General features: G+C 59.7%; 14 protein-coding genes. 8 read left to right on the forward strand and 6 right to left on the reverse strand.

Annotated features, from left to right (window positions below; genetic code table 11):
* On the reverse strand, window positions 1–279 hold a 279-nt coding region (locus tag Q8K05_RS01985; RefSeq protein ID WP_305244867.1), incomplete at its 3' end, for a hypothetical protein.
* An 85-nt stretch (window positions 280–364) separates the two neighbouring features.
* Between Q8K05_RS01985 and Q8K05_RS01990 the strand changes: the two genes are divergently transcribed.
* Both Q8K05_RS01990 and Q8K05_RS01995 read left to right on the forward strand, forming a co-directional pair.
* The gene (locus Q8K05_RS01990; RefSeq protein WP_305244868.1) at window positions 365–619 is read left to right on the forward strand and encodes an SHOCT domain-containing protein; all 255 of its coding nucleotides are present in this window, start codon (window positions 365–367) and stop codon (window positions 617–619) included.
* Window positions 620–855: 236 nt separating this feature from the next.
* Window positions 856–1,560, forward strand: a complete 705-nt coding sequence (locus tag Q8K05_RS01995; protein ID WP_370868753.1) for a heparan-alpha-glucosaminide N-acetyltransferase — start codon at window positions 856–858, stop codon at window positions 1,558–1,560.
* A gap of 90 nt (window positions 1,561–1,650) precedes the next feature.
* On the opposite strand, the gene Q8K05_RS02000 is transcribed toward Q8K05_RS01995, so the two are convergent.
* The 5 genes from Q8K05_RS02000 to Q8K05_RS02020 all read right to left on the reverse strand — a co-directional run bounded on the left by Q8K05_RS02000 (window position 1,651) and on the right by Q8K05_RS02020 (window position 5,476).
* The gene (locus Q8K05_RS02000; protein WP_305244870.1) at window positions 1,651–2,436 is read right to left on the reverse strand and encodes a peptidylprolyl isomerase; all 786 of its coding nucleotides are present in this window, start codon (window positions 2,434–2,436) and stop codon (window positions 1,651–1,653) included.
* Between the two features lie 104 nt (window positions 2,437–2,540).
* The gene (locus tag Q8K05_RS02005; protein ID WP_305244871.1) at window positions 2,541–2,843 is read right to left on the reverse strand and encodes a BolA family transcriptional regulator; all 303 of its coding nucleotides are present in this window, start codon (window positions 2,841–2,843) and stop codon (window positions 2,541–2,543) included.
* Window positions 2,840–3,466, reverse strand: coding sequence for a septation protein A (locus tag Q8K05_RS02010; RefSeq protein WP_305244872.1), 627 nt, complete (start codon window positions 3,464–3,466; stop codon window positions 2,840–2,842). Before Q8K05_RS02010 ends, Q8K05_RS02005 begins: the two co-directional genes overlap by 4 nt.
* Before the next feature lie 77 nt (window positions 3,467–3,543).
* Window positions 3,544–3,954: a peptide-methionine (R)-S-oxide reductase MsrB gene (msrB, locus tag Q8K05_RS02015; RefSeq protein WP_305244873.1), complete on the reverse strand. Its 411-nt coding sequence runs from the start codon at window positions 3,952–3,954 to the stop codon at window positions 3,544–3,546.
* A gap of 43 nt (window positions 3,955–3,997) precedes the next feature.
* A complete protein-coding gene (locus Q8K05_RS02020; protein ID WP_370868754.1) occupies window positions 3,998–5,476 on the reverse strand; it encodes a YdiU family protein in 1,479 nt (492 codons plus the stop codon).
* A 216-nt stretch (window positions 5,477–5,692) separates the two neighbouring features.
* Between Q8K05_RS02020 and Q8K05_RS02025 the strand changes: the two genes are divergently transcribed.
* The 6 genes from Q8K05_RS02025 to Q8K05_RS02050 form a co-directional block, all read left to right on the forward strand.
* Complete coding sequence (locus tag Q8K05_RS02025) at window positions 5,693–7,321, forward strand: 3-(methylthio)propionyl-CoA ligase (protein ID WP_305244875.1); 1,629 nt, start codon at window positions 5,693–5,695, stop codon at window positions 7,319–7,321.
* A gap of 118 nt (window positions 7,322–7,439) precedes the next feature.
* Window positions 7,440–8,675 (forward strand): branched-chain amino acid ABC transporter substrate-binding protein, encoded by a 1,236-nt coding sequence (locus Q8K05_RS02030; RefSeq protein WP_305244876.1) that lies wholly within the window; start codon window positions 7,440–7,442, stop codon window positions 8,673–8,675.
* Window positions 8,676–8,759: 84 nt separating this feature from the next.
* Window positions 8,760–9,749, forward strand: a complete 990-nt coding sequence (locus Q8K05_RS02035) for a branched-chain amino acid ABC transporter permease (protein WP_305244877.1) — start codon at window positions 8,760–8,762, stop codon at window positions 9,747–9,749.
* 39 nt (window positions 9,750–9,788) lie between these two features.
* Window positions 9,789–11,081: a branched-chain amino acid ABC transporter permease gene (locus tag Q8K05_RS02040; RefSeq protein ID WP_305244878.1), complete on the forward strand. Its 1,293-nt coding sequence runs from the start codon at window positions 9,789–9,791 to the stop codon at window positions 11,079–11,081.
* Window positions 11,078–11,860, forward strand: a complete 783-nt coding sequence (locus tag Q8K05_RS02045; RefSeq protein ID WP_305244879.1) for an ABC transporter ATP-binding protein — start codon at window positions 11,078–11,080, stop codon at window positions 11,858–11,860. The genes Q8K05_RS02040 and Q8K05_RS02045 overlap by 4 nt, the downstream gene beginning before the upstream one ends.
* A 2-nt stretch (window positions 11,861–11,862) precedes the next feature.
* On the forward strand, window positions 11,863–12,069 hold a 207-nt coding region (locus Q8K05_RS02050; RefSeq protein ID WP_305244880.1), incomplete at its 3' end, for an ATP-binding cassette domain-containing protein.

Consider the following 12,069-nt stretch of genomic DNA (forward strand, 5'->3'; position numbering starts at 1 on the left):
AACCGACACCAAGCGCTCGTGCAGTGAAACTTGTCGTGAACTCAGGCTTTTTGCGGCCTGCCGGGCACCTGAAAAGCGGCCTGTTTGATGTAGGGCAAGGACGGCGTTGATATCAGGCGTATTTTCAAGAGCCTGATTGGAAGAGGGGAGGTGGATATGAAAAGCGTACTGATGGCGGTCGCCACGGGCGCTCTGATAGCGGCGTCCGGGTGTTCTCCGCCATGACGCGATGGCCGGGCTGCGCCAGCAAATGTTCGAAAATTCGCTCGAAGCACGCAAGCGGATCGTTGGCGTGCTGAGCCCGCAGCAGCGCGAGCAACTTCGCCGCCGCTCGGGTGGCCGATAAGTACAACGGAGGTCTGAAATGTGGGATGACATGATGATGTGGGGCGGTGGATGGGGCCGGGATTGGGGCTTGTTTGGGTTGATGCATATCCTCTGGTGGGTACTCATCATCCTGGGCATAGTGGCACTGGCTCGTTTGAGTTTTGGCAGGGGGCCGCGCGGGTTTCTCCCCTCCGAAGAAGACAGGGCTCTCGCAATTTTGCGTGAGCGCTTCGCGCGTGGCGAGATTGACAAGGCCGAGTTTGAGGAACGCAAGCGCGACCTTGGCGCGTGAATGGCGTGTGCTTGGTGAACGCGGTGGGGCGTTGCGCGCACTGTGATGGGCTATCGCAGGGAGTGGGTAAGAAGTTTTGTGTAAACGGTCATTGGGCAGGAAACTGCCTCCAGCATTGCCCTTGATTTTCTTGCCGCAGCGCGTGCCCATGCGGATGCGTTATCGTTCACGTTGTGAATTTCAAGTCTGACAACCCTCCTGCCTCCCGCTTTGACTCGGTGGATGCCCTGCGCGGTATGGCCATCGTCTGGATGAGCGCTTATCACCTCTTCTTTGACCTGAACCACTTTGGTTACCTGAAGCAGAATTTTTATCTTGATCCGTTCTGGACCTGGCAGCGCACGGCGATTGTGAGCCTGTTTCTCTTTGCCGCCGGGCTGGGTCAGGCTATTGCCGTTCACCAGGGCCAGAGCTGGCCGCGTTTTTGGCGGCGATGGGGCCAGGTGGCGGCCTGCGCGCTGCTGGTCACTGCGGGCTCTTACTGGATGTACCCCCAGAGCTTTATTTACTTCGGGGTCTTGCACGGTATGGCCATCATGCTGCTTGTTGTGCGGCTGACGGCCGGGTGGGGCGGCTGGCTATGGGTTCTGGGCGGTGCCGCAATAGCTATGCAATTTATAGCTTCCTACGCCCATTCTGCCTGGGCTGGAGCCGAATTTCTTAATGGAAATAGTTTTAACTGGCTGGGTTTGATCAGCCGCAAGCCGGTCACCGAGGACTACGTTCCCCTGATTCCCTGGCTGGGTGTGATGTGGTGGGGCATGGCGGCTGGAACCTGGACGCTGCGCCAGCGGCCGCACTGGTTCAGGCATGCGCCGGGCAGTGATCGGGGCCCGGCCATTCGTGGCCTGGCCTGGCTGGGACGCTGGAGTTTGAGCTATTACATGCTGCACCAGCCGGTGCTGATCGGTCTGCTGATGGCTGTGGGCGCCCTGGCATAGCATTTATTGACATCGCCAACAACAAAGCGCGGACATGCCGCGCTTTGTTGTTGAAGGGCTTCGCTCATTGAACGCTGCCCGTCAGGGGCCTTATTCGACCTTGGCCTTGCTGCGCAGCTCTTCCTGGAAGGCGGCGAGTTTTTGCTGCTGCATCTGCTGGGAAATTTGGGGTTTGACCTGCTCAAATGCGGGCAACTCGGCCATGCGGATGTCGTCCACGCGGATGACGTGGTAACCAAACTGCGACTTGACCGGCGTGTCGCTCAACTGGCCTTTGTTCAGCTTGAGCAGCGCTTCGGTGAATTCGGGCACATAGCTGGAAGGGTTGGCCCAATCGAGGTCACCGCCTTTGGCGCCTGAGCCTGGATCTTTGGACTGCTTTTTGGCGATCTCTTCAAACTTGCCGCCTTTTTTCAGGCTGGCAATAATGGCTTTGGCATCGGCTTCTTTTTCAACCAGGATGTGGCGGGCCTTGTATTCCTTGCCGCCGTTGGCCGCTGCAAACTTGTCGTACTCTGCCTTGAGTTCGGCGTCGGTGACCGGATTTTTCTTCTGGTAGTCGGCAAACAACTCGCGGATCAAGATCGACTGGCGCGCCAGTTCCATCTGTGCCTTGAAGTCGTCGCTGGCAGACAGGCCCCGTTTTTCGGCTTCCTGCATGAACACTTCGCGCGCGATGACTTCCTCGCGCAACTGGCCTTCCATCTCGGGTGTGACCGGACGGCCGGATTTGGCAACCTGCTGCGCCAGCGCATCGACGCGGGTCTTGGGCACGGCCTTGCCATTGACAATGGCCACGTTCTGGGCGAAGGCGCCTTGTGCGCTCACGGCCATCAAAGCGGCAACAGCCGTGGCCATTAAAAATTGTTTTTTCATGATTTCCTTGTAATCCTTTGCTGATACTTGTTTATCTTTTTCTGCTACGGGGCGAAAGCGTTTGCGGCAAATCAACGCCCAATGACTTTCGGGAGGGGAGTGCGTCACACGATCTCAATGGCCAGGGCGTGCAGGCCCTGATCAATGAAATTTTGCATTGCATCATACACAAGCCGGTGACACGCCACGCGGCTCTTGCCGGCAAACGCGGGGCTGGCAATGCGAATGCGAAAGTGCGAGCCAAAACCCTGCGCATTGGCGCCGGAGTGGCCGGCATGGGCCGCACTTTCATCCAGTACTTCCAGGTGCGTAGGATCAAGCCGGGCCCTGAGCTGCTGCTCAATCTCGTTCACCCGAACGGGCAAGGGCGCTGCGCCGCCTGCCCCTGACGCCAGCTCCGCGCTCATGGCGTGGCGCCTGGTTTGATGTGCTTGTTCAGGTACACCGCCTGCACCAGCACGAACAGCAGCATCAGGCCCAAGCCACCAAAGAGCTTGAAGTTGACCCAGGTGCTGGTGGAAAAGTTGAAGGCCACCCACAGATTGAGGAAGCCCATCACGGTGAAAAATCCGACCCAGCTGAAATTGACGGTGCGCCAGACGGCATCAGGCAGCGCCATTTGCGCGCCCATCAAGGACTTGATGCCGTTTTTCTTGAGCACCAGCTGGCCAAACAACAAGGCACCGCCCATGACCCAGTACAGCACGGTGGGCTTCCATTTGATGAAGCTTTCGCTGTGAAAGTAAATGGTGGCGCTGCCCAGCACCGTGACCAGCCCCAGGCTGATCCACAGCATCGGTTCCACTTTGCGGCCCCGGGCTTTGAGCCAGAGAATCTGTGCCAGGGTAGCCACAATCACCACGACCGTGGCCAGCAGCATCGGCGCTTCGGCCGGCCCCACCACGCCGCCCGACACCATGAAGCCAAGCCATTCGGTCGCGGTGGCGGCGGCCCAGTCGGTGTTGCCTTCGGCATACTTGAACATGCCGAAAAAGAGAACTATCGGCAGGAAATCGAACAAAATTTTCATGGCGTGATTATGGCGGCTACGGAAAAGGGGTGAATCCGGAAAGTCCGGGGAGGGGGCTGATGGGGCGAAGCACGCCACTATCGAGGTTTGAAGTCCAGCGATGCGGAGTTCATGCAGTAGCGCAGACCGGTGGGCGTGGGGCCATCTGGAAACACATGGCCCAGGTGGGCACCGCAGTTGGCGCACACGGTTTCGGTGCGTGTCATGCCGTGCGCGCGGTCCACATGTTCTTCAATCGCGCCGGGCACCACTTCCTGCGAAAAGCTGGGCCAGCCGCAGCCTGCGTCGAACTTGCGGGACGAGTCAAACAGCTCGGCGTCGCAGCACATGCAGCGGTAGCTGCCGTCTGCATAGTTGTCCTCATGCTTGCCGGTAAACGGGCGTTCCGTGGCGGCTTGACGGGTGACTTGAAAGGCACCGGGTTCAGCGCCTTTTTCAGCCAGCAAGGCCTTCCATTCGGCATCGGTTTTCTGGATCTTGGTGCTCATGGTGTTTGACTTCTGACGTCTTTGGGTGGTGGAAGGAACGTTGCTACGAACTGCAACTTATTTCTATGGATGCGGCCCAGTCGGGCGGAAAGTCGGCAAAGCGTTCATGGCCAGGGTGTTCATCAAATGGGGCTTGCAGCAAGGTCAACAAGGTGTTGACGCCGGAAAAGTCTTTTAGTTTCGCGGCACGTATGGCTTCCTCACCCAGATGGTTGCGAAGTACAAATTTAGGATTGTTTTTAAGCATCAAATCGGCCCTTGGCCCAATATCCACGGGTGCTATTCGCTCTGAATACTGTAGCGCCCAGGCATTGAAGGACTCGCGGTCAAAAAACAGGTCCCGTACCGGCTCGTGGCCGCTTTGGGCCGTAAAACTGCATAAACGACGCCAGAAAATCGTGTAGTCAACCTTGTTGCTGGCCAGCAGCTTGAAGGTGCTTTCGATCAGGGCCGCGTCCTCGGGCTGGGCCTCCACCAGGCCCAGCTTGGCGCGCATTCTGGTTTGCAGCACCTCGGGAAACACGCTTTTATAGGATTCCAGCGCGGCCAGGGCCTGGTCCTGGTCATCGATTAGCGGCAGCAAGGCCTGGCCCAGGCAAAACAGGTTCCAGTAGGCCGTGTTGGGCTGCTTGTTGTAGGCGTAGCGGCCCTGCGTGTCGGAATGGTTGCAGATATGGTGGGGGTCGAACGCGTCCAGGAACTGGAACGGGCCGTAGTCAATGCTCAAGCCCAGAATGCTCATGTTGTCGGTGTTCATGACGCCGTGACAAAAGCCCACGGCCTGCCAGGCGGCCATCAGGTGCGCGGTGCGTTCGCTCACCGCTTCAAGCAGCGCCGCATAGGGCTGCGGTGCGTCACGGCATGCGGGATAAAAGCGGTCGATGACGTAGTCGGCCAGGGTTTTGAGCTGCGCGTGCTGGTCGCTGTAACTGAAGTGCTCAAAGTGACCGAAGCGAATGAAACTGGGCGCCGTGCGCGTCACCACGGCAGCCGTCTCCAGTTCTTCGCGCCGCACCAGGGCGTCCGAGCCCGTGACGCACAGCGCGCGGGTGGTGGGGATGCCCAGGCCATGCATGGCCTCGGAACACAAAAATTCGCGAATCGAACTGCGCAGCACGGCCCGGCCATCGCCCATGCGGGAGTAAGGCGTGCGGCCAGCGCCTTTGAGCTGGATTTCCTGCGCGCCACGCGCGGTTGCGATCTCACCGAGCGAGATCGCCCGGCCATCGCCGAGTTGCCCCGCCCACGCGCCAAACTGGTGACCGCTGTAAACGCTGGCCAGCGGACGGGAACCGGGCAACTGCTGGTTGCCGGTCAGCGCCGCCAGCGCCTCGGCCGACTCCAGCCAGTGGTCTTCAAGGCCGAGTTCACGCGCCAAAGCGCGGCTGCGGCCCACCCAATAAGGCGATGGCAGCGGCGAGGGCTGCAGCGCCGTATAAAAATCCGGGCCCAGCGCGGCAAAGCTGTTGACCCACTTCAGGTCCGATTCAACAGGGTTCCGCTCGGCAGATGAGGCATTGATGGCAGTGGTCATTGGCGCATTGTGCTATGGCATTAGCAGCCCCGCGTGCTTAGGGTTAAGCCGCTTTGGCCGCTAGCACGGAGTGGGCTTGGACGGTGTCGCCAAGGTGGCGCGGATGGGGGTTTGCACGGGTGGCCTGGACGGTGTGCGCGTTACCATCAATGCGGAGTCATTCACATTCACAACACGCCCAGCCGGGCATTAAAGGAATAAGACATGTTAGGTTTGATGCAAAACCAGCCCCTGCTGATCTCATCGCTGATCGAGTTTGCCGAACGCCACCATGGCGACGCTGAAATCGTGTCGCGCCGTGTGGAGGGCGATTTGCATCGCTACACCTACAAGGATGTGGCCTACCGGTCGCGCCAGGTCGCGAGAGCGCTGGACGGACTGAAGCTGGCCTTCAGTGACCGCGTGGCCACGCTGGCGTGGAATGGCTACCGGCACCTGGAGCTTTACTACGGCGTCAGCGGCTCGGGCCGGGTGCTGCATACCATCAACCCGCGCTTGCATCCCGACCAGATCGGCTGGATTGCCAACCATGCCGAAGACCAGGTCCTGTGTTTTGACCTGAGCTTCCTGCCCCTGGTGCAGGCCGTGCACGGCAAATGCACCACCATCAAGCACTACATCGCGCTGTGCGATGCGGACAAGCTCCCGGCAGATTCAGGCATTCCTAATCTGCAGAGCTACGAAAGCTGGATCGGTGCGCAGGCCAGCGACTACGCCTGGCCACAGTTTGATGAAAACACGGCTTCCAGCATGTGCTACACCAGCGGCACCACGGGCCACCCCAAGGCGGCGCTGTACAGCCACCGCTCAACGCTGCTGCACGCCTATGCGGCGGCATTGCCCGATGTCATGTGCCTGAGCGCGCGCGATTCCATCCTGCCGGTGGTGCCGATGTTTCACGTCAACGCCTGGGGCATTCCCTATTCGGCGGCCCTGACCGGCGCCAAGCTGGTGTTTCCCGGCCCTGCGATGGACGGCAAGTCGGTGTACGAGCTGATTGAGGCGGAAAAAGTCACCTACGCCGCAGGCGTGCCCACGGTATGGCAAATGATGCTGGGCCACATGAAGCCTGCGGGCCTGAAGTTCTCTACGCTGCGCCGCACCGTGATTGGCGGCTCGGCCTGTCCGCCAGCCATGATCGCGGCCTTCAATGACGACTACGGCGTAGAGGTGCTGCACGCCTGGGGCATGACGGAAATGTCGCCGCTGGGGACCTTGTGCACGCTGAAGAACAAGCATCTGGCCATGCCCAAAGACGAGCAGATGAAGATACGCCTGAAGCAGGGCCGGGCCATCTACGGTGTGGACATGAAGATTGTCGGCGAGGACGGCAGGGAGATCGCCTGGGACGGCAAGGCCTACGGTGACCTGCATGTCAAAGGCCCATGGATCATCGCCGAATATTTCAAGGGCGAGGGCGGCAACCCCTTGGTGGACGGCTGGTTTCCGACTGGCGACGTGGCCACGATTGACCCTGACGGCTATATGCAGATTACCGACCGCAGCAAGGACGTGATCAAGTCCGGCGGCGAGTGGATCAGTTCCATCGACATCGAAAACATCGCGGTGGCGCATCCGGCCGTGGCCATGGCGGCCTGCATTGGCGTGAAGCATCCGAAATGGGACGAGCGGCCCATCCTTGCCGTGGTGAAGAAGCCGGGCGCCGAAGTCACGCGCGAGGAACTGATCAAGTTCTACGAGGGCAAGACGGCCAAATGGCAAATTCCTGATGACGTGGTGTTTGTCGATGCCATCCCGTTGGGCGCCACCGGCAAGATGCTCAAAACGCGGTTGCGGGAGATGCTCAAGGACTACAAGCTGCCGGGCGTCTGATGCACGGGGCAGCCCGGCGCGCTGTCACATGGGGGATATGTCCTGCGGGCAATCCCTAGCGTTGGGCAGCCCAAATGCTTGTACGCTGCAAGACTTGTCAAACAAAGGAAACTCCGTCATGAAAAATGTCGTTCGGTTTGTTGCAGCTTGTGCGGTGCTGGCTTGTTCAAGCGCGACCTGGGCTCAAAAAGGTGAGACCGTCAGGATCGCCATGATCGAGGGCCTGTCAGGTCCGTTTGGCAACGTCGGCCAGAATCAGCTCAAAAGCTGGCAATTCGTGGCCGACAACCTCAACGGCGCCAAAAACGCCGCGGGTGTGAAATTTGAAATCGTCGGCATGGACAGCAAGGGCTCGCCACAGGAAGCCCTCAACACCTTCAAGGCCGCGGTCGACCAGGGCTTTCGCTACATCGTGCAAGGCAACGGTTCCGGCGCGGCGCTGGCCTTGTCCGATGCCGTGGGCAAGCACAACGAGCGCAACCCCGGCAAGGAGGTGGTCTACCTGAACTACGCCGCGGTGGACCCGGCACTGACCAACGAGAAATGCAACTACTGGCACTTCAGGCTGGATGCAGACACCACCCAGAAAATGGAGGCGCTGACCAGCTTCATGAAAGAGCAGCCCACGGTCAAGAAGGTCTACCTGCTCAACCAGAACTACTCGCATGGCCAGCAGGTCGCCAAGTACTTCAAGGAAGGCATGACCCGCAAGCGGCCCGATGTCCAGATTGTTGGCGATGACCTGGTGCCAATGGGGCAGGTCAAAGACTTTGCGCCCTATGTCGCCAAGATCAAGCAGTCGGGTGCCGACACCATCGTGACCGGCAACTGGGGCCAGGACCTGACCTTGCTGGTCAAGGCCCTCAATGACTCGGGGCTCAAGTTGCCGATGTACACCTACTATGCGGCCGTGTCGGGCACGCCCACCGTGCTGGCCTCGGGCGGTGAAAGCGAGGTGTTCCAGATTTCCTATGCCCACTCCAACTACACCGGGGTCATGGGCAAACTGACGAGCGACTTCCAGAAGAAGTTCGGCGACGACTTCTACACCTTCTCCATCTACAACGGCATTGTGCTGCTGAGTGAGGGCATGGCCAAAGCCCAATCCACTGACCCGGTCAAGGTGGCTGCCGCCATGAGCGGCATGCGTTTCAAGGGCTTCAACGGCGACTCCGAAATGCGCAAATCCGACCACCAGATGCAGCAGGGGCTTTACATCACCAAATGGCAAAAAGTGGACAAAAAGAACGCCTATAGCGTGGAAAAAACCGGCTACACCTTTGCGCCCGTCAAATACATTGAAGCGTATGTGGCCAGCACCCCCACGAGCTGCCAGATGAAGCGCCCATCCTGAGGCGTCCGCCATCCGGGAAACGCCAGGTGACGATTTCGCCACGCTGGCGTTTCTTTTGGCCTCATTTTTTCACCGCATTGACTCATGCTCGATTTTCTGACATCTCTCGGTCTCAGTCCCGGCTTCATCGAGTTCTTCACGATCTCGCTGCTCAACGGGATGAGCTACGGCCTGTTGCTGTTCATGCTGAGCTCCGGCCTCACGCTGATTTTCAGCATGATGGGGGTGCTCAATTTCGCGCACGCCAGTTTTTATATGCTGGGCGCTTATTTCGCCTACAGCGTCACCGAACTGGTCGGTTTCTGGCCAGCCCTCGTCGTCGCCCCCTTGCTGGTAGGTTTGCTGGGGGCTGGTTTTGAAAAATTCTGTCTGCGCCGCGTGCACAAGTTCGGGCATGTGCCCGAGTTGCTGATCACGTTCGGCCTGAGCTACATCATTCTTGAGCTGGTGCAACTGGTCTGGGGCCGCAGTTCGGTGGACTACCGCGTGCCCGCTGTGCTGGACGGACCTTTGTTTACCCTGTTTGGCACCCAGTTTCCCATGTACCGCGGCTTCATGATGGGGGTGGCGGTGCTGATGCTGATTAGCATCTGGCTGCTGCTCACGCGCACCCGCATCGGGCTGGTGATCCAGGCCGCGCTGACGCACCCGGAGATGGTCCAGGCGCTGGGTCATAACGTGCCGCGCGTCTTCATGCTGGTGTTTGGCGGCGGCGCAGCGCTGGCGGGTCTGGCCGGGGTGATCGGAGGCAATGCCTTTGTCACCGAACCGGGCATGGCGACCACCGTGGGCTCGGTGATTTTTGTGGTGGTGGTGGTCGGCGGCATGGGGTCGCTGGCCGGCGCGTTTCTGGCTTCACTGTTGATTGGCGTGCTGCAGACTTTCGCCGTGGCGATGGATGGCTCGCTCATGTCGGCCTTCAGGATCATGGGCCTGATGGTCACACCCGAGACCTTTGGCTATGCGCTCTGGAAGCTCAAGATCAGCCAGGTGGCGCCCATCCTGCCTTATTTGCTTCTGGTTCTGATGCTGATATTCCGGCCCAAAGGCCTGCTGGGCACGCGGGAGGGCTAAGCGCCTGGCCCCCTATTATTCACGGACAAGTTCTCAGTCATGACACAGCAGTTTTACCAATTCAAACCCCTCAACGTCGGGCGTTTCCTGGTGTGGTCCCTGTTCACCGTGGTGCTGGTGATCGCGCCTTTGGTCTTCACCAGCAGCCTGGGCCACACCATCCTGAGCCAGATGGGTATCGCCATCATCGTTTGCCTGAGCTACAACATGTTGCTGGGACAAGGCGGCATGCTCAGCTTCGGCCATGCGGTTTACTCCGGCATGGGATCGTTTCTGGCCATTCACACCCTGAACCAGGTCAGCAGCGGAGCGCTGCCGCTGCCGGTCAGTCTGATCCCGATTGCCGGGGGCCTGGCCAGCATGCTGGTGGCAGTGCTGCTGGGATGGGTCACCACCAAGAAGGCGGCGACACCGTTCGCCATGATCACGATGGGCGTGGGCGAACTGGTCTGGGCCATGTCGCTGATGTTCCCCGAATTCTTTGGCGGGGAGGGCGGCATCTCGGGCAACCGGGTGACCGGCTCCAAACCCTTTGGCATCACTTACGGGCCGCAAATCCAGCTCTATTACCTGATCGCGATCTATACCCTGGTTTGCACCGCGCTGATGTTCGCATTCACGCGAACTCCGCTCGGACGCATGCTCAATGCGGTGCGCGACAACCCGGAGCGCGTGGAGTTCGTGGGCTACGACACCCAGAAAGTGCGCTATGTCGCGTTCATCATTGCGGCTTTTTTCGCAGGCATTTCAGGCGGACTGGCCGCGCTGAATTTTGAGATCGTCACCTCCGAAGTGGTGAGCGGCTACCGCTCCGGTGCCTACCTGCTGTTCACATTTCTGGGTGGGGCGACCTTCTTCTTCGGTCCCATTCTGGGTGCCATTTTGATGGTGCTGGCGTTTGTGCTGCTCAGCGAATTCACCCAGGCCTGGCTGCTGTACCTTGGGTTGATTTTCCTGTTCATGGTCATGTATGCCCCGGGCGGTGTGGCCAGCCTGCTGATGATGAACCTGCGGGTGGCCGCCTTTGGCAAGCTCAGGCAGCTCTGGGTCAGCTACCTGGCGCTGGCTGTCACGTCGCTGATCGTGCTTACCGGCGCAGCGGCCATGATCGAGATGACCTACCACCTGCAACTCCATGCGGCGCTTGGCAACGAGCTGCGCTTCATGGGGGCCACCCTCAATGCCAAGGGCCTGAACAGCTGGTTCGGTGCAGCCTTCGTGATGCTCACCGGCTTGGGGCTGTTTGAACTCACCCGCCGCCAGTTCGTGCGGGAGTGGGGCGAAATCCAGGAATACATCGAAAAAGAAGTCAAGCGGAGGGAGCTGTTGTGAATTCATCCCCCACCTTTGCCCTTGAACTCAAGAATTTGTGCAAGAGCTTTGGAAAAACCGAAATCATCCGCGGGGTGAGCCTGGCCGTGAATGCCGGCGAGCGGATTGGCATCATCGGTCCCAACGGCGCCGGTAAGTCAACCTTGTTCAACCTGATCAGCGGGCGTTTTGAGCCCAGCAGCGGTGAGGTGCTCCTCAACGGACATCGTATCGACGGCAAGAAGCCGTTCGAGATCAATCGTCTGGGCCTGTCGCGCAGCTTCCAGATCACCAATATCTTCCCCAAGCTCAGCGTGTTCGAAAACCTGCGCTGCGGCGTGCTCTGGAGCCTGGGTTACAAATACACCTTCCTGAAGTTCCTGGCCGGCCTGGACGACGCCAACGACCGGGCTGACGAATTGATGAAGATGATCAAGCTCGACCGCAAGCGTGATGTGCTGGCGATTAACCTGACCTACGCCGAGCAGCGCGCGCTGGAAATCGGCATCACCATCGCGGGCGGCGCCAACGTCATCCTGCTGGACGAACCCACCGCCGGCATGAGCAAGTCGGAAACCAGGCGCTTCATCGACCTGATCAAGGAAGTCACCGTTGGCAAGACCCTCCTGACCGTGGAACACGACATGGGCGTGGTGTTCGGCCTGGCCGACAAGATAGCGGTGGTGGTGTACGGCGAGGTCCTCGCCTTCGATGTGCCTGATGCGGTGCGCGCCAACCAGCGCGTGCAGGAGGCCTATCTGGGCTCTTCCGTGGCCGATTCACAGGCGGGGGGGCATTGACCATGCTGAAAATCGAAAACCTCCACGCCTATTACGGCAAGAGCCATGTGCTGCATGGTGTCCATTTCGACGTCAACGCCGGTGAGATCGTGGCGCTGCTGGGCCGCAACGGCTCGGGCCGCTCGACCACGGCCAAGGCCATCATGGGCATGGTGGACTGCCAGGGCTCGGTGCTCTGGAAAGGCCAGCAGACGCTGGGCAAAAAAGCC

This window comes from Polaromonas sp. (assembly GCF_030682935.1).
Lineage (GTDB): Bacteria > Pseudomonadota > Gammaproteobacteria > Burkholderiales > Burkholderiaceae_C > Polaromonas.